Origin of the sequence: Petrotoga miotherma DSM 10691 (assembly GCF_002895605.1) — a bacterium.
In the GTDB taxonomy this organism is placed as follows: domain Bacteria; phylum Thermotogota; class Thermotogae; order Petrotogales; family Petrotogaceae; genus Petrotoga; species Petrotoga miotherma.
In genome coordinates this window covers 39,081-64,867 of record NZ_AZRM01000009.1, presented here as the reverse complement: position 1 = coordinate 64,867, position 25,787 = coordinate 39,081, and the positions used below count along the sequence as shown (strand labels likewise).

Genomic DNA, 25,787 nt, shown 5'->3' with positions numbered 1-25,787 from the left:
ATGGCAATACCTATGCCGGTAGTTATAGAAACTGAAGGAAGATACGAAAGGGCTTATGATATCTATTCTAGATTGTTGAAAGATAGAATAGTTTTTTTAGGAACACCGATAAACGATGATGTAGCTAATCTAATAGTTGCCCAGTTACTCTTTTTAGAATCTCAAGATCCAGACAAAGATATTTTTTTATACATAAACTCTCCTGGAGGTTCTGTAACCGCAGGATTAGGCATATACGATACAATGCAGTATGTTAAACCGGATATTTCAACTATATGTATAGGTCAGGCTGCTTCTATGGGAGCTGTTTTGTTGGCCGCTGGGACAAAAGGTAAAAGGTATTCTTTACCTTATTCAAGAATAATGATACATCAACCATGGGGTGGCGCCGAAGGAACAGCGATGGATATACAAATCCACGCTAGAGAAATTTTAAGATTAAAAGATGACCTAAACAACATACTTAGTAAACATACTGGACAATCTTTAGAAAAAATAGAAAAAGATACCGAGAGAGACTTTTTTATGAACGCGCAAGAAGCTTTAAACTATGGTCTTATAGATAAAGTAATAACAACGAAGAGTGAAGCCACTAAAGAAAACAACAAAAAATAATGAAACAATGACTGAATAACATCAACCAAATTTTATCAATATTTCAAATCAAAAGAGGGCGCCAGAAACAATGCGTCCTTCTTTTGATTAAAAAAAGCTTTTATATTAGCAATAAACCAATTTGAAAAACAAGATTTAGATTTTAAAAAAGTAACAAGGCCTCAAAGAATATGAGGAGGGTCAATTATGAGTGATTTAACTCCGATGATAAAGCAATATCTAAAAATAAAGGAAGAATATAAAGACTCTATTTTACTTTTTAGACTCGGAGATTTTTATGAAACCTTTTTTGAAGATGCTAAAAAAGTCAGTGAAATATTGCAAATTGTCTTAACGAAAAGAAATGGTCATCCTATGGCAGGAATTCCATACCATGCCTTGAACAACTATTTAAAAAGGCTTTTAGATGCTGGGTATAAAGTAGCTATATGTGAACAAATGGAGGATCCTCAAAGCTCAAAAGGTATAGTTGATAGAAAAGTAACTAGAATACTGACACCTGGTACCATCATAGATGAAGGTATGTTGGAAGAAAGTAACAGATTTACCGCCTTGATCACCAACCATGGGAATTTGTATAAAATAGCTATTTTTGATTTTTCAACCGGTGACTTCTATTTAGACACATTTGATTTCAAAGAGGATGAACTATTAGACTTTATCTCTTCATTTGGGTTGGTACAGATTTTGCTATCTAAAGAACTTGAACCATTATCAAAAAAGATAAAAAACTCAACCAATGAGATTTATGTAGAAATATTGGACGAATGGTATTTTTCAAACAATTTTAAAGACCATTTGAAAGAAACGTACGAAGTTTTAAGTTTTGATCATTTGGATTACGATGATGGAGAATTAAAAGTAGCTGATGCTGTTTTAAAGTACTTAGAAGTCACACAATTTTCAAAGATTAAACACATGAAACTTCCGAAACGATTTAAGACGAAAAACTACATGTTTTTAGATTCCAACACTATAGAAAATCTTGGAATTCTTCCTACAAATTCAAACAAAGGGAAAACTCTTTACGATATTCTAAAATTCACAAAAACCAGTATGGGGAATAGAAAATTAAGAGAGTTCATCCTTACTCCTCTCACCGATAAAGAAAATATAGAAGAAAGGTTAAACAAAGTCGAACATTTAGTTGAAGATCCTCTTTTATTAGAAGAACTAAAAGAATATTTGTCATCTGTAAAAGATCTCGAAAGGATCTCTTCCAGGATTTCTTTGATGAAGGCAACCCCAAAAGACCTTATAGCCTTAAAGGATTCTTTGGAAGTTATTCCCTATATAATCGAATCTTTAACTTCAAATCCAGGATTGTCTGATTTTTTTGATGGTATAGATTTACTTAAAGAAGTTAAAAATTTTATCGAAAATACCATTATCGAAGAACCATCTCTTGCTCCTGGTAGCGGAAAAGTAATTAAAGAAGGTGTTTCAGAAGAGTTAGATGAATACAGAAACATATTTAATAACTTAGATAACGTTTTGAAAGGTATTGAAAAGAGGGAGAAAGAAAAAACTAAGATTAGCAGTTTGAAAGTTGGAAGGAATAAGATCTATGGTTTCTATATAGAAGTTTCAAAAGCGCAATCCTCTAAAGTTCCCGATAATTACGTAAGGAAACAAACGTTAGTTAATACGGAAAGGTACACAATAAAAGAATTAGAAGAAGTTGAACAGCGCTTAGCTTTATCAGAAGAAAAAATAAAGGTTATTGAAAAAGATATTTACGATAAGGTATTAACACATCTAAGTCAATATGTAGATAAAATAGAAAAACTTTCCAATAAGATCGCTGAATTGGATGTTTTTAGATCTTTCGCAGAGGTTAGTAGAGTTTACAATTACAAAAGACCAACTTTTGTGCAAAATTCCAAAGAAATAAAGATAATCAACGCAAGACATCCGGTGGTGGAAAGATTTGTTGATGAGTTTACTCCTAACGACTTAAATTTAAGCGAAGACAAATTTTATATAATCTTGACAGGCCCTAATATGAGTGGAAAATCGACTTTTATAAGGCAAATAGGGCTTATAAGTGTGATGGCACAAATTGGTTGCTTTGTGCCCGCTGAAAAGGCTGAAATCCCAATTTATGACGGTATATTTACAAGAATCGGAGCGAGGGACGATATCGTTAGCGGAAAATCAACCTTTTTAGTTGAGATGCTAGAGGTTTCAACTATATTGAATAAAGCAACGGATAACAGTCTTGTGCTCCTTGATGAAGTTGGGAGAGGGACGAGTACGTTAGATGGGATTTCTGTTGCATGGGCAATCTCAGAATATTTATTTCAAGTTAAAAGATGCAATACAATCTTTGCTACCCATTATACCGAGTTAACTTATATGTCGCATATATACGAAGAAGTTGCTGCAAAAAGAATAAAAGTTGTAGAAACTATGGATGGGGTTATATTTTTACACAAAATTGAAGATGGCACCAGTGACAACAGTTACGGTATAGAGATAGCAAGATTGGCAGGATTTCCCCTAGAAATAATTGAAAGATCAAAAGAAATACTAACTCAATTGTCAAATAGAGTTGACTTGGAAAGCAGATTGAAGAGAATTAAAAATATTAATAAGAAAAAATATGAATCACATGAAAATCAGTTAAAAATGTTTTAATTTATGATATAATTAAAAAATAGGTAAAATATTAATCCTAAGGAGGGAAAAACAATGCCTTTGAACGAGGAAAATGATTTTGGAGAAATAAGTATTTCAGAAAATGTATTAAAAGATTTAGTTTTCAAAAGTGTAGAGGGTTATCTTAAAGACCAAAAGGTCTATAACGAGAAAATTCAAAAAGAATTGCAAAAGAGTATAAAGATTACAATTAATGACGATGCCAGTGTTAGTATTTCTTTAAAGGTACCTGCTAAATACGGGCAAAACATTGTTGAATTTTCTAAAAATATTCAAAAAGCGATTAAAGACGATCTTGAAAGAATTGCAGAGGTCTATGTATCAAACATTGACGTATCCATCGAAAATCTTGTAAAACCCGAAGAGTTGGAAGAAGAATACGAAGAAATAGAAGAAGAAACCTTAGAAAATGAAGAATCCCCTGAAAGTGAAGAAAAGGAGGATGAAGAACAAAAGGACAAGAATGAATGAAAACATACCGAAAAAAAGGATGATGAGAAAGTTAATTTTTGAAAGTCTTTTCCAACTATCAATAAAGGATGTTAAGTTAGACAACATATTATTCACTTTTGAAAAATTAAACGAAAAGGCACATTTAGAAGAGAGTTATTATTTGGAAGCTAAACAATACATTGAAGATATTTATAAAAATAAAAATGAGTATGATGCGTTGATCAACAAATACTCTGAAGGTTGGCCTGTAGAAAGGATAGGAAACATCGAAAAAACCGTGATGAGGATCTTTATCTATGAGCTAATAAACAAAAAAGATATACCCGTTAAAGTAATATTAAATGAATCAACGGAGTTAACCAAAACTTATGCGACACAAAAAGCCGCCGCTTTTGTTAATGGTATTATGGATAAGATCGCACGTTCGCAGGCATCGATTATGTAGAGCCACAAAATCGAAAGGGGGGAAGTATAGATTTTAAATAAATAAAATCTATACGAAATGTATGGCGCCACAAAATACTCCTCTGTATAAAGCACTTAAGAACATGAGTTACAAAGAATTAGAAGAAATAGCCCAAGAGATTCGAAAGTATATTTTCAACGTTGTATACAACAACAATGGTCATCTTGCTTCGAATTTGGGTGTTGTGGAACTAACAATCGCATTGTACAGGATATTTGATCCCATAGAAGACGTTATTATTTGGGATACCAGTCATCAATCTTACGTACATAAACTTTTGACGGGTCGTTGGAAAGATTTCAAAACCATACGTGAAAAAGGTGGCATAAGTGGGTACACAAATATCTACGAATCACAAGCTGATAGATTCGGTGCTGGGCATGCAGGGACTTCCATAGCAGCCTCCCTGGGTTATACACTATCTGATAAAATAAAAAATAGGAAAAGAAATATAGTTGCTGTTATTGGAGATGGAGCCTTAGGTTGTGGGATGGCTCTTGAATCGTTAAATCAGTTGAACTATCAAGATGCAAAAGTTAAAATAGTTCTAAACGATAACAACATGGCTATTTCCAGAAATGTAGGAACGATTTCCCAATTGTTGAATAATTTTAGAATAAAAAAAGAATATACCCAAGCAAAAGAAATTTTAAAGAGTTCTTTAGAAGACTCTTCCTTGGGTAAGGATGTAGAATCAGTTTTAAAGAAAGTCAGAAACGCTTTAAAATTCTCTATTTACGATACTCCAGCATCACTATTTGAAGAGTTGGGAATCAAGTATTATGGACCTGTCGATGGACATGATATCAAAAAAATGGAAGAGTTTTTGGAATTCATTAAAGCTTATGATGAGAAATCTGTAATACTGCATGTTGTCACCACTAAAGGTAAAGGTTTCGAAGAAACTGAGAAATCTCCTACCAAGTATCATGGTGTATCAAGAAAAGAACCGAACAAAGTCTCTTACAGTAAAATTGTTGGGCATACGTTATCTCATTTAAAAGATTATGAGTTTTTAGCTTTTACGGGAGCCATGGCAGACGGAACTGGGTTAAATGTACTTCAAGAAATATGTCCGGACAAAGTCATTGATATGGGTATCACCGAACCAAGTATAGTCACTACGGCGTCTGCTCTGTCTTTAGGAGGAGTTTTGCCCGTTGTAGATATTTACTCGACTTTCATGCAAAGAGCATTTGACTCACTTATTCATGATGTAGCCTTACAAGAGATCCCAGTTCTATTTTTGTTAGATAGGGCTGGTTTGGTTGGAGAAGATGGCCCAACTCATCATGGGGTTTTTGATATAGCATATACTAGGTTAATTCCAAATGTTGAAATCTGGACGCCATTGAACGCCCAAGATTTAGCTAATATGATTTATACTTCTGTGATAAAGGGTTTGAAAAAACCTAGATTTATTAGATTTCCAAGAGACGGGGAAACGATAGAAATACAAAATATAATCGATAATCTTCAAATAGTAGATGGAGAATGGAAGTATCTAAAAATGGCTGATTCTGGAATTTACGCTCTTGCCGTTGGAACTATCTCTCAAAACGTTTATGAAGCGCTCAAAGATTATAACGTTAATATAATTGGGGTACGAAGCGTCAAACCTTTAAATGAATATTTTCTGGAAATACTAGAACAAAGGGCTGAATATATTTTTGTTTATGAAGAAGGAAGTTTGAAAGGTGGTTTCAACGAAGAGATATCCAAACTGAGAAATAAGAAAATTTACTCATTTGGTGTGAAAGACGAGTTTGTTTCTCATGCCACAAGAGAAGAACAATTAGAAGAATGCGATCTTTCTATAAAAGCAATAAAAGAAAACTTTGAAAAAATTATCGGTGGCGTTAAAACACAATCATCTAAAAAAAGGGAGATTAAAAAATGATAAAAAATAAACTTTTTTTAGTACTTTCCATATTCTTTATCATAACTACTGTCACGTATGCTTTTGAGTTATTAATAACCCCTTCCTATTCCTACACTCTTAATTCAACAGGCGATACAAACACTCAACAGAGTTTAGATTACACTGGGGGAAGGATTTCTTTTTTAATTCCAACCGAAGATGGTGAAGAAATTTCTTATGGCCCCTATTTGGGATTTTTCTACAATTACAATTTATTAGATAGTTTGGAAAGTGTAGAAGATGTGGGAATTTCTCTCGGTTTGAATATGAAATATACAACCAATATAATTGGCAATTTAGAATTTTTGGTAACCGCCTTCGGAGGCGTACACACGGAAGATTATTTTAAAACCTTTAAAACGGAAATACTTATTAATGGAGGTATCAGCTACAACAATTTATCTCTGGCTGTTGGTTACGAGACCCGGTATTACGAAGAGGAAAGCCTAACCGTTAATTATCTACCAATCTCGTTGGGAGTGAGTTTTAAATTTTAGAAAAAACCTACAAGGATTTGGAAATCGAAAAAATATTAAATTTAATTTCAACCTATAGTCATACTGATTATGGGAAAGCGTATTTTTTAAAAAATGTAAAAATGTACAAAGATCTAACAGAATTAGACCGAGAAGTGAACATTTCTCGAGTTTTTTTTGATATGGCGATTAAAGGTACATTAAAGGATTTGTATGGTTTAAGTTATATCCCTTCGATAATGGAAAAGATAAGCAACAAGGAAAGTGTTGAAGGGAGAGAATTCAGAAAGATTGGAGAGTTTTTGGAGGACGGTTATGCCATCCACAAACATTACAGCGGTATAAACGATCTACTCACTGATAAGTTATCAGATTACAAACCTCTACTTGAGTTAAAAGATCAGATCTTTAAAGTTTTTACTCCTGAAGGAGAAATTAAAGATAACGCCTCAATCGAATTAAAAAGAATAAGAAACGGCATAGACACGGTAAAACGTCAATTAAATATAGAATTCAACAAGATAAAAAGTAAGTATATTAAATACCTTTCTTTAGACCAGCCTGTGGAAAGAAACGGAAGGTTATGCATAGCGTTAAAGAGTGAAAATAGAAATGTCATAAAGGGTATTACCGTAGGAAGATCCGATTCCGGTGCTACTTTGTTCGTAGAACCAGATACCATTATAGAACTAAATGAAAAGCTTACAGATTTATTCTCACAAGAGAAGAACGAAATCAATAGGATACTTTCAAATTTGACTTTTGAACTTCAAAAAAACAAATTTAAAATAGAAAAAAATATAGAAATAATAGAATATATAGATGCCAATATAGCGAAAGCCAGATACGCCAAAGATATGAATGCAGTATTCACTCAACCCCATACTACTAAAAAGATTCTTCTCAAAGAACTAAAACACCCTTTAATACCAAAAGAAAAAATATTCCCCATAGATGTAGAACTGGATAGAAACGGGATGATAATAACGGGTCCCAACACAGGTGGTAAAACGGTTTCTTTGAAATCAATTGGATTAGCCTTTTTTATGGCTCATTCTGGTTTACCAGTCTTAGCTTTAAAGGCTGAAGTACCTTTTATAGAAGAAATATACACGGATATAGGTGACCAACAAGATATATCTCAAAATCTAAGTACTTTTTCTGCCCATTTGTTGAACTTAAAAAATATACTTGAAAACGTTAATGAAAAATCTCTTGTATTGATAGATGAATTAGGAACAGGAACCGATCCTATTGAAGGAGCTGCCTTAAGCAAAGCTATTTTGAAATATCTGCTAATGAAAGGGCCAATAATATTTGCTACTTCACATCTGTCTGAGATTAAAACATTTTCTTTGGAAGAAGAAAAACTACTCGCCGCTTCTATGTCTTTTGATATTGAAACACTTAAACCTACATACAAACTAATGGTAGGCGTACCTGGAGCATCCCATGCCATTGAAATAGCAGAAAGATTGGGGATTGACCCTCAGATAGTAGAAGAAAGTAAAATAAATCTCAATGAAGAATTTTCACAAAGTGAAAAAATACTCAGTAAATTAACTTCTATTCACAATGAATACGAAGAAAGTTTAGAAAGGATCAAGAAGAAAGAAAAAGAGACCGATAAAATGAAAAAAGAGTACGAAGAAAAACTACAAAAACTAAAGAAAAAAGAAATAGAAAGTCTCGAACCCGAGTTGTATCAACTTAAAGAACAGATAAAAAATATGAGAAACCAGATTCAAACCATATTAAAAGAAATTAAGCAAAAAAAAGATCAAATCGATTTACAAGAAATCAGCAAAAAACTAAAAGAATCTGAAAATATGGCTTCACAACTTGAAGAGATGAGAAAAACGTTATCTCAAAATCAAAAAGGGCGAAAAATTGAAAAGTCTAAGATAAAAGTTGGGATGAAAGTAAAAACGTCCAATAATATTGAAGGAACGGTAAAAAGAGTAACAAACTCGAAGATAACCGTTCAGATTGATGGTTCTCCGATAGAGATAACTTATAATCCAACGGAAATTGAGCCTGTAATTAACACAGATAAAGAAAAAAACGAAGAAAAAAGAATTTACGTTAAAATAGATCAAAAGAAAAGTGTAAAATCCGAATTAGATATTAGGGGTTATTCAGTAAATGAAGCTATACCCGAAATAGAAAAATTTATTTCGGATTTAATAAGTTCTGGGATAAAAGAAGGAAGAATAATACACGGAAAAGGAACAGGGAAACTAGCTATGGGAATTTGGGATTATTTAAGAAAATCATCTCTAATTAAAGATTTCAAAATCGCTCGAAGTGAAGAAGGGGGAACAGGGGCGACAGTAATAGAAGTTTAAATAATGGGGGAGTGGAAATGATCTTTGGACTTGATATAGGTACAAGGACTCTTGTAGGGACATTGGCAGAATATGATGAAGAAACAGAAAATATAATAATCAAGCATTTTGCAGAAGTTGAGCACGAAAATAGAGCGATGCTTGACGGACAAATTCATGATGTCAACAAGGTTGCAAAAGGTGTATTCAAAATAAAGAAAACACTGGAGGAGGAAAGTTCCATCAATCTTTCCGAAGTTGCCATCGCTATAGCTGGTAGGTTTCTTATCTCTTCAATTGGCTCATACAGCCTTGATATTTCAACTCATGGTTATTTAGACAGTGAAACAATCAAAAAGATGGAACTCGAAGCCGTTAAAGTGTCTACAGAAAAATTAAACTACTCCCAAGAAATGTACTGCGTAGGATACTCCATACTCTACTACAGTCTTGATAATCAATGGATTAAACATCTAGAAGGGCAAAGAGGTAATCAAGCAAAAGTAAAAGTTTTGGCAGCTTATCTACCAAAAAATGTTGTAGAAGCTATGATGTCTGTATTGGATAAAGTTGGATTAAAACCAATCCATGTCACATTGGAACCGATAGCCGCAACAAGTTTAGTTGTGCCTGAGGACTTGAGAAGCCTGAATGTTGCAATGGTAGATGTGGGGGCCGGAACAAGCGATATATCCATATCAAATAAAGGGGTAATAACAGGCTATGGAATGGTACCTTTAGCTGGAGATGAGATAACAGACACTATCTCTCAACGACTATTGGTGGATTTCAAAACTGCTGAAAAGATAAAAAGGCAATTATCTCAAAGCGATGAAATTACATACAACGATATTCTGGATAATCCACAAATTGTAAGAAAAGAAGAAGTAATTAACATAATAACCCCTGTTATAGACACCATAACGGATAAAATAGCTAAAGAAATATTAAATCTAAATGGGAAACCTCCTGTTGCTGTGATGGTAGTAGGTGGTGGAGGAAAAGTACCAACTTTCACCGAAAAATTAGCCGGCAAACTTGGACTTCCCAAAGAAAGGGTATCTTTAAAAACTACCAAAAACTTGGAGAATATCATTTTTGAATCAAAAAGAATGGAAGGTAGTGAATACATAACTCCTTTAGGTATAGTAAATGTCGCACTGAAAAAGCAGGGTAGTGTATTCAATACTATTAAAATAAACGGAAGAAATGTAAATATGTTAATCATAGGTAAAGACATGAACGTTTTACAGGCGTTACTACAATCAGGTTATTCTCTAGACAAATTGGTTGGACTACCTTCCCCTGCGATAGCTTTCGAACTGAACGAAAAATTACAGATAAAAAAGGGAAATATGGGCGAAAAGGCAAAAATAACAGTAAACGGAGTATCTGCGGATATACATTCTCCCATTAAACCAGGAGATCACATTGAAATAGAAGAACCTAAAAATGGCAAACCTGTCAATTTGAAATTGAAAGACGTGATTGAACCCATTGAATTTTACTTAAATGGAGAACCCAAAACCACTTATCCTGTAGTAATAAAAAATGGTGAAAAAATAGAAAGCTTAGAAGAAGAGATCAAAGATGGAGATAAAATATTTACTTCACCTCCAAAAATAGAAGATGTATTTAAAGAGTACAACGAGAAAATTTTCTTCACAATAAATAACCTTCCATATGAAGTCCCTGTGGGTACGATTATCATGAAAGACGAAGAAATCTTAGATAAAGATTATCAAATAAAAAATGGAGATCTTCTAAAAACAAAGGCGGTAAAGCTTCCTAAGATAAAAGAATTCTTGGATATCGAAACCGAAAAGATGAAAGTATTTTTAAACGGGAAAGAGGTTCATTTAAACAAAGAAGAAATAATCGCATCCTATGATGGAAAAATAATTGACATAGAAGAAGAAGTGAGCAATGGAGCAAATTACTCGATTAAAAAGGTAAAAAAGGATGTTCAATTAATAGATGTATTTTCTCATCTTTCCATAAACAGAGAAGAAATTCAATCTTATGAAATTTACTTAAATGACCAAAAAGTCGAAAGCTTTCTACAAAAGATCGAACCAGGTGCGAATGTGAGGTTGTTAATCAATGATCAGAGGAATAGGAGTTGACATCGTAAAAGTCGACAGGATCAACGAAAAAAACGTCCAAAAAATTCTCTCTCAAAAAGAAAAAGAAATATACGATACGTTTAAAGGGCAAAAAAGAAAAAAAGAATATGCAGCGGGTCGTTTTGCAGTAAAAGAATCTTTAATAAAATGTTTCAAAAGGTTTATCCCTTACTCACAAATTACCGTTCTAAACAAACAAAGTGGAGAACCCTATTTAGATGAAGAATCGGTGAAATATCTATTCGAAAAGTTTGGAGGTAATGGAACGATACACATATCTATAGCCCATGAAAGAGAGTTTGCCGTAGCAACAGCGGTTGTAATAGATGAGGACTAAAGGGGGATTGTAATTTGGACATACCAAAAAACATAAAAGAACGATACGAAAAGTTAAAAGCAGAAATAGAAGAACATAACTACCGATACTACGTATTGGCTGATCCCATTATCTCGGATCAGGAATACGATAAGCTATTTAAAGAATTAGTAGAGCTCGAAAAGAAATATCCCGAATTGAAAACACCCGATTCTCCCACTCAAAGGATCGGTGGGATAGTTGTTGAGGGATTCAATAAAGTAAACCATTCCATACCGATGTTATCTTTAGATAACACCTACAACGAAGAAGAAATCTTAGATTTTCACAAAAGGGTTTTAAAGAACTTGAACTTAACCCATGTTGAGTACTTCTGTGAACTAAAGATAGATGGAGTATCGGTAGCTTTAAGGTACACCGATGGAGTATTAACTCAAGCTATAACCAGAGGCGATGGAACAACAGGAGAAGATATCACGCAAAACGTAAAAACCATCCCATCTATTCCTTTAAGATTGAGGAAAAATCTATCCATTGAAGTACGTGGAGAAATATACATGCCAAAAAAAGAATTTGTGAGAATAAATTCTGAAAGGGAAGAAAAAGGGTTACCTGTTTTCGCTAATCCTAGAAATGCCACAGCGGGCACTTTAAAACTTTTGGACAGTAAAGAAGTGGCAAAAAGAAAGTTAAGCTCTTTTATGTATTACGTTATCTTCCCTCAAAATTACAACTTAGAAACTCAAGAGGAAGCAATAAATTTTCTGAAAGAAGTTGGTTTCAGAATCAATCCTAATTACAAAAAGGTCGAAGATATTGGACAAGTTATAGAATTTTGGAAAGAATGGAATCGAAGGAGAAAGGAATTAGAATACGAAGTAGATGGAATAGTAGTTAAGGTGAACAGTTTTGAATTACAGAGAGTCCTTGGTGAAACTGCCCGATCCCCAAGATGGGCAATAGCTTTCAAATTTGAAGCTGAACAGAAAGAAACGAAACTAAAAGCTATAAAGCTTCAAGTTGGGAGTACAGGAATAATAACCCCCGTTGCAGAATTTGACCCCATACAACTCGAAGGAACAACGGTAAAAAGGGCAAGTCTACACAACTTTGACTATATAAAAGAAAGAGATATAAGGGAAGGCGATTATGTATTAATTGAAAAAGCAGGTGGCATAATACCACAAGTTATAGGGCCCGTTAAAGAAAAAAGAACCGGGGAAGAAAAAATAATTCAACCTCCTGAAAAATGCCCTGTATGTGGTGGAAAAGTTGGGAAAATAAAATCTTCCGAAGTGGCAATAAGATGTTTGAATCCCTCTTGTCCAGAAAAGCTTTTAAGAACTTTGGAAAATTTCGTTTCAAGAGACGCAATGAATATCCAAGGACTTGGCCCAAAGTTATTGAAAAGAATGGTAGATGCAGGTTTAGTTAAAGATGTAGCAGATCTGTATTATTTAAACGACCAAAAAATTAGAAGCTTAGGAGAAGGTATAGGAGACAAAACGGTAGAAAATATATTGACACAAATAGAGCAATCCAAAAATAGAGAATTGTACAGATTAATTAACGCTCTTGGGATACCAAATGTTGGTTTAAAAACGGCGAAAGACCTTGCTAATCATTTTAAAAATTTAGACAGTTTAATAGACGCAAAATTTGATGAACTTGTAGAAATAGAGGGCATTGGTGAAGATATAGCAAATGCAATTATAAAGTTTTTTTCACAGGAAGAAGTTAAAAAGATCGTTAAAAAATTAAAAGATGCAGGGGTCAACATGGGCAAAAAAGAAGAAGAAAAATCAGAAGGACCTTTAAAAGGTTTAGTTATATGTCAAACCGGTGCACTTTCTAAAATGACAAGACAAGAGTTCGCCGAATACGTTGAATCTAAAGGCGGTACCTTCTCTGAAAACGTGACGAAGAAAACAAATATCCTAGTAGTTGGAGAAAACCCTGGTTCTAAATTAGATAAAGCTCAAAGTTACGGAATTACTATAATGAGTGAAGAAGAGTTCTTTGATAAATATGGAGAAAGTTAGAAAAATAGTAACGCTTCAAATATTAGTACTTATCTTCATTTTTTTTAATACGAAGGGCTTCTCTGAGATAACTGCAAACGAAGTTTATCTACTATCTTCAATATACTCAGGAAAAGATTTTACAAACATAACACCTTATCCAATAAATTCAAACGATGATTTTGAAGTTCACCCTGGTTTTTTCTACAGATCTTTTGATCCCCTGTGGTTGATTGGTGGAATATTTGAAACCAATTGGTCAGATTTGGAAAGAGGGGTATATTTATCTGATTCATTACCCTATGTTACTGGGTTCATGGGTGGATACGATGCAGGAAGTATGAGAATTGTCTCAGCCATGTACTTCTTCGATCCTTACTTAACCGAAGATGAGTTAGAAAGGCAAAAAGATACCTCTTTTGATGGTAATTCCGACAGAGCCGGATTGGAAGATTTTGGGTATTCTGATCCTTCAAAAACCTTGTTTATACACAGATTAGAATTTAATCTTTTCGATAGAATAAGACTTTCTTTGAACGAATTAAATTTGATAGGCGGTAAATACCCTGACCTTTCTGATGCTAACCCTTTTGGTATAGCTCATAATAACCTAGGTGAAGGATTCTCAAATAATATGTTAGGAGTAGATGCTTCTATCATTCCTATCAACGGTTGGCAAATATATGGACAATTCGCGATGGACGATTTTGTAGTGCCCGATACTGAAGAGGGAGCAACAGATTACAAACCAACCGCATTTGCTTGGGGAGTAGGAACAAAATTAGTCGGCAAAACTTCTAAATATTACATATCTCCCAAAATAGAGTATTATAAGATTTACACTTGGATGTACAATCAATGGGCACCTTACTTGAAATATACCGCTAAGTATGATGGAGAAAATATTCCCATAGGTTTTGACTACGGGAACGACATGGAAGGTTACTTAATAGGATTGGATATTGCCAACGAAACAACCAGATATAAAATTACCTTCGAACACTACCTCAAAGGTGAAATAAATTTAGAAACACCTTACGACGATGAGAGAAAACCAGATGTGGAAGGTTGGCCTGGACCCTACGGAGAAACAACACCATTTATCATAATATCCTTTTCAATTGAAGTAGGGTTTTAAAATTCTCAATACTTTTAATTTATCTAACTACTAATAAAGTTAGTAAGTTGTATTTAATTATAAAAGGCATGCTAAAGGCATTAGAGGTGATAAAAATACCGAATTATAAATATAAAATTGGGTTGCACATATTCAGACGAGATCTTAGGTTAGAGGATAATACTTCTCTCATAGAAGCTCTTCAAAGTTGTGAAAAAGTCATACCTGCTTTTATATTTGATGACCGACAGATTAAAGACAATGATTACAAATCAGACAACGCGGTTCAATTTATGATCAACAGTCTAAAAGAACTCAATGATGAGCTACACCAATTGAACGCTAGACTATACTTTTTTGAAGGTCTTACTTCTAAAGTAGTTGAAAGCTTAATTAAGACATTAGGAATAGAAGCAGTTTTTGCGAATAAAGATTACACTCCATTTAGTAAGAAAAGAGATAACGAAATAAAAGCCATTTGTGAAAAGGAAAGAGTAGATTTCAAAGAACATTTTGATGTTTTAATACATGAACCCACAGAAGTTTTGAAAGATAATGGTATGCCATATATAAAGTTCACCGATTTTTTAAAAAAATCCAAAAAAATAGATGTGCTAGAACCACAGAAGAATAAATTTAAAAATTATTTTACAGAAAAAATTAGCTCAAGTATTGCTCTTCAGGTTGATAAATTTCCTCAAAATGAAAATTTAATGTTAAAAGGTGGGCGAAAAGAAGGGTTACGTTATATAGAGAGAATAGTCAAATTAAAAAATTACAGTGAAATTAGAAACATACCTTCAATCGATGGAACAACAAAATTATCTCCCCATCTTAAATTTGGAACAGTTTCTGTGAGAGAGGTATATAAAAAAGTAAATGAAAACTTCGGTAATGAACACGAAATTATTACACAACTTCACTGGCGTGATTTTTTTACTCATATTCTTTATCATTTCCCTCATGTTTTAGGGAGTTCCTTCAAGGAGAAATACAACCAAATACAGTGGGAAAATGATTTGGATAAATTTAAAGCGTGGTGTACAGGGAGAACAGGTTATCCTATAGTTGATGCTGGAATGAGACAATTGAATCTAACGGGATGGATGCATAACCGAGTAAGAATGATAACAGGGAGTTTTCTTGTTAAGGATTTACATATTGATTGGCGATGGGGAGAAAAATACTTTGCACAAAAATTAGTTGACTACGATCCTGCAATTAATAACGGTAATTGGCAATGGGTTGCTTCAACAGGTTGTGATGCTCAGCCTTTTTTCCGAATATTTAACCCAATTTTGCAACAGCAAAAATTTGATGCTGCATGTGATTACATAAAGACTTGGTTACCAGAATTAACCAATCTTAACTCAGAGCAAATACATACTTTGAACATTCCAAAAGACATCGATTATCCAACACCTATTGTCGATCATAAAATAGCTTCAGAAAAGGCTAAAAAACTTTATAAAATATGATCAAAAAGCGAAGTATGTTTGTTATCTGTGGATTTTAATAATACGTTTAAATATAGCGGTGCAAAAGCACCGCCAAATATTTTTAGAAAAACAATCTCCTGACTTTGACAATTGGGCGATGATTTTTTAGTAAACGAAACGGAAGAAAACGAATTTGAGGAGATAAAATACATATTTTTTTGAAAAAAATTTTTGATAAACCTTTAATTTCCAAACTGTCTATATAAACTCTATTCTCAAATCCCTTTAATCTGGAATAGTTAATACTACAGTCTCTTTGGTTATCTTTCTTCCAGCTACTACTGTGAAGAAAAATAAAAATACCCCTGCCCCTAACAGTATCCATAAAATTATATCGTTGAACTGCTCTGTCAAGGGAAAAGTTGAAGTCAAATAACTGCCACCAAAAACAACTATGAATCCTATTATAAAAAACAAGTTATTGATTATACTTATTCTTCGAATTCTAAAAATTAGATAATACATAATAGAAAGCAATCCAAAACCAAAGGCAGAAACAAATATAATTATTTTAAAGAGTGAACCATTAAAAAAACTTTTTTCAAGGAAAGTAATTGTTAAAATATTTGGAATGATGAATATTAAAACTAATTCAACTTCCATAACTATCCAACCAACAATAATAGAGCTATACAGATAAGGTTGTATTTCAAAGCCGTTCGATAGTAAAAGTTCTATTCTACCTGTTGTTTTTTCTGGTATAACTAAATTGCTGAGTATCAAGATGGCTCCTATCGTGTACATAAATAAAGCCATGATAATAAACATTCTATTGGAAATAAGCTCCGGTACCTCATTAGGTTCAGAACCCACAAAGCTATAAAGTGTAAAAGTTGTTATTGCTATCAACAAAATTGCTGGAAAATAGAAGTAAGCAAAACTGGTTAATAGCATCCTAAAATTATATTTCATTATTTTTTTCATCTATATACACCCCCGCTTTTTCCTTGAATATAGAAATTTCCCTACTAAATTGTTTGTCAATTTGATCTCCCACATTCGATCGTATTTTATTCCATCACATTTTCTTTTCTCTTTTAACTTTTTTAAGGTAGAGAAACCTCAAAGAAATATCTCTTAAGGTCCCTGTAATTGTAAATATAGAGGATATTTTTCCCATCGGCATTTACATTTTTATCAAAGGCAAACTTCGGATAATAGAGCAAATTTGGGTTATTTATATACAATCTTATATTCAGGTCTTCATTTAATACGAATATTTCCATTTCTCCTTGAACCTATAAAATACACTAAGCCGTTCTCTGACAAAAGATACACATTACCTTTTTGAGTAACTATATCCAATATTTCGTTTTCATTGTCATGTAGATTAACAACAAAGCTTTCATCGAATTCTAAATTCACTGAAAAAGTGAAGGTGACAGCAATCAAGATAAACATTATCAAAAATCGCCCTCTAAACATTTTCATCTTTTTTTCTTCCTTTCTTTATATTTTATACAAAAATGAATTTCTTATAGGGAAGAGAAAAATTTCCTCTTCCCCTATAATAATAAATTACTTATCTTCTTTTTAACCAACGTATACCATAGTAGCTAAACCAATCAGCATAAGTACGGACCAACCTCCTAATAAACAAAAATTACAAATAAAACATCCAGCACAATCGACTCCCTCAATGATGTATTCGGGGTTCAGATTATTCATATTTTCATTCACCTCCTCGTACAAGTGTTTTTTTAATTGGCTTCAAATATTTATTGATAAAGTATTACAGGGATCGGCCAAAAAATTTATGTTAAAATCAAGCTCGATAATTTTTGTTATCTTTAAATTACTTATACTCTCTTTTTCTTCTTTTATCCGTATTATGATATAGTTTTTTTGGAAGATTTTACTCTATTTTTTTAAAATTAGAAATAAAAATCAATTTTTTAATTGTTCTTCTTTCGTTATATCTATAATTTTGTTGCAGACATCATCAAAGTTATTTGAATGATCTATTATCACACATATTTTATCGTTCAATTTTTCTTTGATGAATTTCTTTATCAACTCTCTTGTTTCACTATCCAGATGTGCGGTAGCTTCATCAAAAACATAAACGTCCGAATTAGCTTTTGCGATAGCTCGAGCTATTGCTATCTTTTGAATCTGTCCACCTGATAGTTTTATCCCATTTTCCCCCACAGGTGTTTTGTCTCTCAAGGGTAGAGAGTCGACAAATCCCTTTAAACCCGATTTAAGTAAAACCTTTTGATATTGTTCCTCATCTATTTCATCAACGATTTTTATATTTTCTGCTATCGAAGAGTTTAAGAGAAAAATCCTCTGCGATACTATTGAAAAGAGTTTTCTTAATGATTTTTTTGATATCTTTTTCAAGTCCGTTCCATTAACCAATATCTTACCATCATAGTTGTTATAAAACCCTAAAAGCAATCTTATTATCGTCGATTTACCGCTTCCATTTGGACCTTTTAAAAGTATTTTAGTACCTTTTTTGGCATTTAAATCAAAGTTTTCTATCACATAATCATTACCAACCGGATATTTAAAGCTTACATTTTTCATCTCTATTTCATTTATTTGGTTTAATTCTAATTCATCACCAGTTTCTTCCTCTTTTTGGTATTTGAAGAAAAAATTTCTGATTCTTTCCAAAGCAACGAAGGCTGGTTGGATAGTCAACATCGTTGTGTTCCAATTTAAAACAGGGGCATATAATTTCGAAAAATAACCTGCGAATGCCATATAGGTACCGATAGAGATATTTTCATTTAGAACTGCACTTCCTCCAACGTATAGCAAAAATACACTTGCAAGAGAAGAAAAAAGTGTCAATAACTCTGTTCCCCCTGACATCGAGATTCCCCTTTTTATCATCGTCTTTGCAAATTGTTCACTCGCTTGGTTTATCTCCTTTACCTGTTTTTCTTCTATGCCAAGTCTCTTTATTTCTTCTCCACCTAAAATCGCTTGTTGCAATTTCCCGCTGTACATTGCACCTTTTTCAAGAGAGGCATGAGTGAATTTTTTAAGAGATCTTCCAAAGATTTTTGTTACTATACCGAATACAGGAACCATTAAAAGTAATAGAATAGTGAGCTTAAAGTTCATTGAAAACATAATAAAAAGAGCACCTACAAATTCAAAGATGCTTATGATCGCCCTTAGAGTATTCATGGAGAAAAAGGAACTCAAGGAGTCAACTTCTTTCATTCGGGCAAGGATATATCCACTTTCGTTGGTCGTAAAAAATTCTAATGGAAGATTCAAAATATTTTTGTTGAGATCTTTCTTCATATCAAGAAGTGTATGTTGATTTAAAAAAGTGAACAACACGGAAGAACTGTAGTTAATTATACTTTGTAAAAGATAGGTACCAACAAGGATCAACACGAATTTAATAAGAACATTCATATTTCTTGCCATAATCCCTTCATCAAAAGCGAGTTTTGTGAGATAAGGGGGTAAAAGAGCAACCAAAGTGAGTACAATTAGCATAATCATGCCCAAGATAAAAAGCCATATTCTCCTTTTTACGTATTTAAAAACAAAACTTAAAGTACCGAATTTATTTAAGGCCATCTTTATCTCCTCTATTTGGTACTTTTACTCTTAAAAATTCTACATACGAATCATTTATCCACTTGCATCTATCAATATCCATCAATCCATCTTCAACCGCTTTTCTAGCCCTTAAAATACAAGGCCAACAGAAATGAAGTAACTCACAATCACCGCAAATTTCTCTATCTCAACGCAAAACACTAGCTCTTGCCTTATATACAACTTTTTCCTCAAATAGGAACGTTGTTGAAAGGGTTTTTTCTTATTCTATCATCAGTCTTTTGCCAAAGATATTTACGAAGTAGATGATTCCTAATATAGCCATTAATCCCAAAAATATGAAAATAAGATTTTGCCAGTTTTCTAAAATAATTAACTTTTCCCACAGATTTCCATTCATTCCCACAAAAATTAAGAATAAAAAAAGAAGGATTCTAACTATGAATGGGTTATCAAACACGAGAAGCCCTATTCCAACCAAACCACTAAGTACCGCCGACCAAATCGGAAAGGTTATCAATACCGTTAAAAGTATTTCAAAATTAGCAATTACTCCCATAGAAAAAATGTTTGTTATATATTGCACAATAATTCCCCATAACATGAATACCTGTGTGAACAATAATACTGCCAACATTTTCCCCAAGAATATTTCTTTTATATTTAAAGGTGATGCCAAAAGGTATGAGATATTTTTATTTTCCTTCTCTTTTTGAAAGCTGATCCAACCAAATGTATAAGGTACGAAAAAAGTAACCGTAAAAGATGAGATAAGAATAGGGTTAAATTTATTTGAACCATCCAAATTAAACACTATTACAAAGATTGTAATAGCCGTCAAAAGCAACAATAATTGGAATTGTTTCCTTATGAACGTTCGTAACTCTTTTTTAATTAGGGCTTTCATCATTCTTCGTCCTCCTTCACGATATAAGTATATATATCCTCAAGCGTCACTTTTTCTTCTTCCACCTTTTCGACCTCTATTCCTTTATTCACGAGATATCGAACTACTGATGATGGACTTATTTTATCTCCAGAGAGTATCAACTCTTTTTCTCCTATTACATTTACTTCAGAATCCTTTGAAATCTCATTTACTATATCCTTGGGAATTTTACTACTTACCTTTATTGTTACACCCATTCTAACTCCCAAAGCCTCTTTCAATTCTTCCATATTTCCAGATACAACTATTTGTCCTCTTCTCAAAAGTATTATCCTTGAACATATTCTTTCTATATCGAAAAGGTCATGAGAGGTTATTAAAAGTGTTTTTTCTTTATCATGTAAGCTTTTTAAAAATTCTACCATGTTTTTCCTGGCTACTGGATCAAGATTGGACGTTGGTTCATCCATTAAAACAATTGAAGGATCATGCAAAAATGCTCTTGATATGGCTAACTTTTGCTTCATACCTGCGGAAAGTCCCTTTACCAAACTTCCCCTATTTTCGTAAAGTCCCCATTGATTTAGTAATGCTTCTCCACGTACTTGGGAAACCCCATATAATTCACTCCAGAACTTTATATTTTCATCAACAGTTAAATCATTATATAGACCAGGTCCATCCAAAATGAAACCTATCTTTTTCCTTTGTTGCTTGGTCATCTTATCGGTATCTACCCCTAAAATTTTTGAAACTCCTTCAGTTGGTTTCAAAAGTCCTAATATTATATTTATCAGGGTAGTTTTTCCTGCACCGTTTGGCCCAATCAATCCTACAATTTCTCCCGCATTTATTGAAATATTAATATCTTTCAAAGCTTCTACCCCGTTTTTATAAACCTTCCGAATATCTTTCAATATTATTGTTTCCATAAATCTATCTTCCTCCTAAAAGATGACATAGCATTATAAGAATTAAAATTACTAATGTTGATGTTGCAAAACTTTTAAGCAATAATTTTAGAAAACCTTTGCCTTCTCCAATGCGGAACTCGTATATTGTTCGTAAAGCGTATCCTATGGTGAGAATCACAAAAAAAGCTGGTGGATTAGACATATTAATGCCCCACCTTTGAACATAGAAATTTCCCTAATAAATCGTTTGTCAATTTCAGTTCTACTGCTCTACATTCAAAACAACCATACCTAAAGATACATTCCTTGCACTTTTCAATCTTTCCCAAATTTAGATTCCAATATTTATCAATTTCTCTATCACCAAATATTCTTTCAAAAGGTTCTGAATCATTCATTACATCTGCCAAGATTTCTTTCTTCATGTGGGGACATGGTAAAATCTTACCGTTCGAGGTTAAAGCAAGAGTTCCATACAAGCAGGGATGATGATAGAAATTGTGCCAAAAAGTCTCAACATTAACTCGAACAAAATGACTGTTGTTAAATTCTCGAAAGTTACTTTTACGATAAATATGAGATACATACAAACCTTGGGGGTTGAATTTCATTATTTCTTCTCTCAGCCTTTCAATATTATTATCCGAATCCAACACGATTACTGGTACAAAACTTTGTAAGCGATTTTTAACATAATCCAATGTGTAACAGAATTTTTTTGAATTATCTTCATCTTCATTAAAGTTCGATGCGGGAATAACTATATAACAATTTAAATTTTCAGTAAGATTTCTCTTATTTTCTTTTATTTTCGAAAACAAATGTTTCCAATGTGTTACAACCCATATTTGAGTTGATTCAGATAAATATTTACATTGATTCACAAGGTTGTTAAGTTTATTACCAAGGAGGAAGGGATTCCCCCCATGTAAGATAAGATTAATAGGCTTTAAGTCTAAAATACGAGGTAAAAAACGCCTATAGTCAAAATGTTCAACATTTTTTTCAGACTTTTCATTAGAGCAAGTTAAACACGGGATGGAATTGAGAGAATTGCAAAAGGAACAGTTTAGATTACAATTAGTTGGTAATTGAATAAAAAATCTATTAATTACAGGAGGTGGAGATTGAATCCCTTTTAAAGGAAGCAACATACCTTTTCTCGTTTTTTCCTCGTATATTAACTTATCATAGCACTTCCCTATACTTTTATCACTTAATGTTTGAATAATTTCTGGTGTTTTCGGATGATCAACTTTGGATATTAACTCCCCCGTTTGAAGATAATGTATCACTTTTGCCCAATCTTCATCAAGCTCAATTATATCGCCATTATATAGGTTGTAAATAGCAGCTTCTTTAGCTTTATCATTTTCCACAAGGATGTTCCACTTATTTAACTTAAAAAAACGTTCTTTCAAAGAAATACACCCCCCTGTTTATAACCTTTTTGCGTCACAATATCGAAAAGATCAACACCATCTTCGAGAAGGCTCCATACTTCTTCAAATTGTTTCTTAATACTTTTTCTGATTTTCTCACAAACGTCTGCCGGCTCTTTTTCAAATTTTTCAATGCCAGCTGTTAACGCAAAACACAAAGGACATAATCTCTTTACACAACAATTCAAACAATCTTTGGTTATCTCACTATTATATTTTTCCACAAGAATTCCTATCTTTTCAATTTCTAACCACTTTTGTACATTGCCGATAGGGAAATTATAATTCATTTTTTCACAACAATGTAAATTACCATCTGGATCAACAGCAACTTTTGTTCCCGGTACGCAAGTTGCTGTAAAAGGTAAAAATTTTGGCCTCGTTAAAGAGTAAAGGATATTTATGCTTCTGTTAAGAATTAAAGTATATGGTGTACCTATTAGTGCAGACAAAAATCTATTTTCATTTCCTCTTTTTAAATGTTCAAAATACATTTGTTTACAGTATTCCATTCTTTCAAAAAATTTCTCTTTGTCCTCTTTAGAGTATCGTTTGTACCATCTTCCAAAAGAGTCTGAAATCATATTAACTCTTGCGACTTTTAATAAATCAGCTTGCTTATCAAAAAAACGTGACATTTCTATTATATCGCTACCATAATCATAGCATACAATTATAGAACAGAACTTTTTATAATAATCAGAATATTTTTCACTCAGATTTATTAAATTTTTTAAAATTATATCAAAGCTTCCAGAATGATCTGGAAAAACGCGAAGCCTATCATGTTCTTCTCTCTGCCCATTCAAACTGACTGCAATTGCAACTTCATTTTGAGCAAGGAAATCTGCTATTTCCTTCCTCAGTAAAATCCCATTTGTTGTAAGTGTAAAAAAACATCCTTTATAGATCTTTTTTGCATAATTAATTACTTCTTTAATAAGATCAAAATTTAATAAAGGCTCCCCTCCATAAAAACCAATAATGGGTTTTAAATATGGATTTCTCCTCTTTGTTTCTTTTAAAGTGTTTAAGTATTTTTTAACAGCTTCTTTTGCTATACTGCTTTCCATGTAAACTTGCCTATGTATTCTCATATTGTAATAGTTTCCTGAATATGCACAATATTTGCATCTAAGATTACAGTCTTCTGTAACTATTAGAAATAACTCCTTTGTACCATTTTGTTTTAAATAAGTATGTATATCTTCTAATTCGACCTTTTGTTGCAAAATACAATTTTTGGTTTTGTTTTCCTTTTCTAATTGTCTGGCTGCTTTTATATTATCCACATATTTGACTACTCCTGTTGAATCAGAATAAAAATATTGATTTCCTTTCTTTGTTTCAAAAAAAAACCCTTCCATTATTTTCTTTTCCTCCTTTGATTAAACCTTGGTTTTTAATAAAATTAGTTCTGTTTAATTTATCCTTTTTCCTAATCCTATTTGATATTTTATTTTTATAAACCCTAATGCCACAGATAAGCGAATATTGCTTCTTTCTACTGATTGTTGGACTCTATCCATGCCTCTCAACAAAAAGAAGTGTATGTCTCAACACATCAAATTTGTTACTTCCATACATTATCCTTTTAATGACTTTCAATTTATTCACAGAACCTTCTGCTAGTTCGTTGTTGTAATCATATACTATTGCATTTCTAACCACTTGTATATTTCTGATATAATAAATATTTGATGAAACAATATAAGCATAAACAACTATTTACTTTAAAAAATCAATGGGTAGTAGAAGCACATATTGACGAACTTTCAAGTTCGTTAAAAAGTTTGTTCGCTACCCGCTTTTCACCATATTCCGAGACTTAATTGCCCTTTCAACGCTACATTAGAAGAATGAATGTAAATGAGGGATTCTTAAACAATACTAACATTAGTGAGAAGAAAAATATGTATTTTGTAGGTATTGACATTTCTAAAAATTCTTTTCACAATCGCATTGTTGATGGAAAAAACCACTTTTCTTTTAGTAGACTCTAATTTTTGTTACACTTTTTTTTAGTGAATGCCAGAAAAAATAATAAAAAAATTTCTATTTTTCGTAAAAAAGCCAAGGTAAGGCTTACAATTAATTAGAAATGTAAATCAATACTGATATCCTAGCACGTAACCTGTCATGCTAGCTGCTGCGTCCATAGCGGGAATAACTGTGAATCCGATAGGCAATAAAGAATACAAATGCTTCCACACGTAAGTCCACATAAAAAACCCTCTGGTTCTGAACTAGTTACTGTTTTCATAAAGCATCTCTTTTCCCATAGGAGAAATACAAATTATACATTTAACTCCATGATGCCTCTGCGGTTGCATATGCAGATATTCCATAAAAATCTAGAATAGGTCCAACCCCGTCAACCATACAAGCTATAGCACATGCTGCAACGCAAAGAGCCCCACATGCAACTGGTCCATCTGGTTCTACGTTGTTAACTGTATTCATCTGTTTTCACTCCTTTCTGTTAAAATTTTATTTTCCCTACCTTGGCATAGAAGGAAACAATTAATGAACCTTTTTTTCTCATTGTTTGGGATAAAAAATTTCGTCGAATGAAAAAATTCATCTACTCAAATAAGGATTGTTAATCTTCCTCTCATTTACATAATATCTTTTTTATTCTCTTCCAAAAAGTGTGAGTAGAAAAAAAGAAATATGAGCCCTGGATTAAATAATCTGAAAAAAGAGTTATTCAAATTCTTTGAACAGATACTGAATATAACAGAGCCATGGTACATACCAAAGATAGAACAACAAGGAGATACAATCAACATATATGCGGAATTCAAAAAAAGTTAAAAGTTCGAAAATCATGGTAAATATTAGAGTACATACGATGCAAATCAAAACTGCAGCAAGGAAACATTTCCTAAAAGCAGATAATATTTGATAAATCCAAAAATTATTCGATTACAAAAAAACTTTTTATGTTGCAATGTATTTTATTGCTTTAGATAAACTCCTTTTAACTCTAACTTACTTACCCACTATT

Annotated in this window: 24 protein-coding genes; 13 read left to right on the top strand and 11 right to left on the bottom strand. The window is 32.6% G+C overall.

Annotated elements, in window-relative coordinates; all coding sequences use genetic code 11:
• The 12 genes from clpP to X928_RS01495 all read left to right on the top strand — a co-directional run bounded on the left by clpP (position 1) and on the right by X928_RS01495 (position 15,977).
• Complete coding sequence (gene clpP / locus X928_RS01550; RefSeq protein ID WP_103077568.1) at positions 1-615, top strand: ATP-dependent Clp endopeptidase proteolytic subunit ClpP; 615 nt, start codon at positions 1-3, stop codon at positions 613-615.
• A 186-nt stretch (positions 616-801) separates the two neighbouring features.
• Positions 802-3,255: a DNA mismatch repair protein MutS gene (gene mutS, locus X928_RS01545; protein ID WP_103078179.1), complete on the top strand. Its 2,454-nt coding sequence runs from the start codon at positions 802-804 to the stop codon at positions 3,253-3,255.
• Positions 3,256-3,309: 54 nt separating this feature from the next.
• Positions 3,310-3,747, top strand: a complete 438-nt coding sequence (locus tag X928_RS01540) for an Asp23/Gls24 family envelope stress response protein (RefSeq protein ID WP_103078178.1) — start codon at positions 3,310-3,312, stop codon at positions 3,745-3,747.
• Positions 3,719-4,174, top strand: a complete 456-nt coding sequence (gene nusB, locus X928_RS01535) for a transcription antitermination factor NusB (protein ID WP_169925207.1) — start codon at positions 3,719-3,721, stop codon at positions 4,172-4,174. Before X928_RS01540 ends, nusB begins: the two co-directional genes overlap by 29 nt.
• Before the next feature lie 61 nt (positions 4,175-4,235).
• Positions 4,236-6,095, top strand: a complete 1,860-nt coding sequence (dxs, locus tag X928_RS01530) for a 1-deoxy-D-xylulose-5-phosphate synthase (RefSeq protein WP_103078177.1) — start codon at positions 4,236-4,238, stop codon at positions 6,093-6,095.
• Entirely contained in the window at positions 6,092-6,613 is a 522-nt protein-coding gene (locus X928_RS01525) for a hypothetical protein (RefSeq protein ID WP_103078176.1), read from the top strand. The genes dxs and X928_RS01525 overlap by 4 nt, the downstream gene beginning before the upstream one ends.
• Positions 6,607-8,940, top strand: a complete 2,334-nt coding sequence (locus X928_RS01520; RefSeq protein WP_103078175.1) for an endonuclease MutS2 — start codon at positions 6,607-6,609, stop codon at positions 8,938-8,940. Before X928_RS01525 ends, X928_RS01520 begins: the two co-directional genes overlap by 7 nt.
• Positions 8,941-8,957: 17 nt before the next feature.
• Positions 8,958-11,045, top strand: coding sequence for a pilus assembly protein PilM (pilM, locus tag X928_RS01515; protein ID WP_103078174.1), 2,088 nt, complete (start codon positions 8,958-8,960; stop codon positions 11,043-11,045).
• Positions 11,023-11,382, top strand: a complete 360-nt coding sequence (gene acpS, locus X928_RS01510; RefSeq protein ID WP_012208822.1) for a holo-ACP synthase — start codon at positions 11,023-11,025, stop codon at positions 11,380-11,382. The genes pilM and acpS overlap by 23 nt, the downstream gene beginning before the upstream one ends.
• 14 nt (positions 11,383-11,396) lie before the next feature.
• Positions 11,397-13,403 carry an NAD-dependent DNA ligase LigA gene (gene ligA, locus X928_RS01505; RefSeq protein ID WP_103078173.1) on the top strand — a complete coding sequence of 669 codons (2,007 nt, stop codon included), beginning with the start codon at positions 11,397-11,399 and terminating at the stop codon, positions 13,401-13,403.
• Complete coding sequence (locus X928_RS01500; protein WP_146026616.1) at positions 13,390-14,520, top strand: hypothetical protein; 1,131 nt, start codon at positions 13,390-13,392, stop codon at positions 14,518-14,520. The genes ligA and X928_RS01500 overlap by 14 nt, the downstream gene beginning before the upstream one ends.
• A gap of 86 nt (positions 14,521-14,606) precedes the next feature.
• Complete coding sequence (locus X928_RS01495; protein WP_245857144.1) at positions 14,607-15,977, top strand: cryptochrome/photolyase family protein; 1,371 nt, start codon at positions 14,607-14,609, stop codon at positions 15,975-15,977.
• A gap of 246 nt (positions 15,978-16,223) precedes the next feature.
• Here the strand turns inward: X928_RS01495 and X928_RS01490 are convergent, their stop codons facing one another.
• The 11 genes from X928_RS01490 to X928_RS10045 all read right to left on the bottom strand — a co-directional run bounded on the left by X928_RS01490 (position 16,224) and on the right by X928_RS10045 (position 25,240).
• Positions 16,224-16,922 carry a hypothetical protein gene (locus tag X928_RS01490; RefSeq protein ID WP_103078170.1) on the bottom strand — a complete coding sequence of 233 codons (699 nt, stop codon included), beginning with the start codon at positions 16,920-16,922 and terminating at the stop codon, positions 16,224-16,226.
• Positions 16,923-17,201: 279 nt separating this feature from the next.
• Positions 17,202-17,405 carry a hypothetical protein gene (locus X928_RS01480; protein ID WP_169926261.1) on the bottom strand — a complete coding sequence of 68 codons (204 nt, stop codon included), beginning with the start codon at positions 17,403-17,405 and terminating at the stop codon, positions 17,202-17,204.
• A gap of 126 nt (positions 17,406-17,531) precedes the next feature.
• Entirely contained in the window at positions 17,532-17,666 is a 135-nt protein-coding gene (locus X928_RS10315) for a hypothetical protein (RefSeq protein WP_281255710.1), read from the bottom strand.
• A 219-nt stretch (positions 17,667-17,885) separates the two neighbouring features.
• Positions 17,886-19,550, bottom strand: a complete 1,665-nt coding sequence (locus X928_RS01475; RefSeq protein ID WP_103078167.1) for an ABC transporter ATP-binding protein — start codon at positions 19,548-19,550, stop codon at positions 17,886-17,888.
• 244 nt (positions 19,551-19,794) lie between these two features.
• A complete protein-coding gene (locus tag X928_RS01470) occupies positions 19,795-20,442 on the bottom strand; it encodes an ABC transporter permease (RefSeq protein WP_103078166.1) in 648 nt (215 codons plus the stop codon).
• Positions 20,439-21,353 (bottom strand): ABC transporter ATP-binding protein, encoded by a 915-nt coding sequence (locus X928_RS01465; RefSeq protein WP_103078165.1) that lies wholly within the window; start codon positions 21,351-21,353, stop codon positions 20,439-20,441. The genes X928_RS01470 and X928_RS01465 overlap by 4 nt, the downstream gene beginning before the upstream one ends.
• Before the next feature lie 4 nt (positions 21,354-21,357).
• The gene (locus tag X928_RS01460; RefSeq protein WP_103078164.1) at positions 21,358-21,537 is read right to left on the bottom strand and encodes a hypothetical protein; all 180 of its coding nucleotides are present in this window, start codon (positions 21,535-21,537) and stop codon (positions 21,358-21,360) included.
• 1 nt (position 21,538) lies between these two features.
• Positions 21,539-22,756 carry a hypothetical protein gene (locus tag X928_RS01455; protein WP_103078163.1) on the bottom strand — a complete coding sequence of 406 codons (1,218 nt, stop codon included), beginning with the start codon at positions 22,754-22,756 and terminating at the stop codon, positions 21,539-21,541.
• Complete coding sequence (locus tag X928_RS01450; protein ID WP_103078162.1) at positions 22,753-24,144, bottom strand: radical SAM protein; 1,392 nt, start codon at positions 24,142-24,144, stop codon at positions 22,753-22,755. The genes X928_RS01455 and X928_RS01450 overlap by 4 nt, the downstream gene beginning before the upstream one ends.
• Positions 24,145-24,298: 154 nt before the next feature.
• Positions 24,299-24,448: a transposase gene (locus X928_RS01445; RefSeq protein WP_146026615.1), complete on the bottom strand. Its 150-nt coding sequence runs from the start codon at positions 24,446-24,448 to the stop codon at positions 24,299-24,301.
• Between the two features lie 633 nt (positions 24,449-25,081).
• Complete coding sequence (locus tag X928_RS10045) at positions 25,082-25,240, bottom strand: hypothetical protein (protein WP_169926260.1); 159 nt, start codon at positions 25,238-25,240, stop codon at positions 25,082-25,084.
• A 210-nt stretch (positions 25,241-25,450) separates the two neighbouring features.
• On the opposite strand from X928_RS10045, the gene X928_RS10040 reads away from it, so the two are divergent.
• Positions 25,451-25,594 carry a hypothetical protein gene (locus X928_RS10040; protein ID WP_169926259.1) on the top strand — a complete coding sequence of 48 codons (144 nt, stop codon included), beginning with the start codon at positions 25,451-25,453 and terminating at the stop codon, positions 25,592-25,594.
• Positions 25,595-25,787 lie beyond the last annotated feature (193 nt).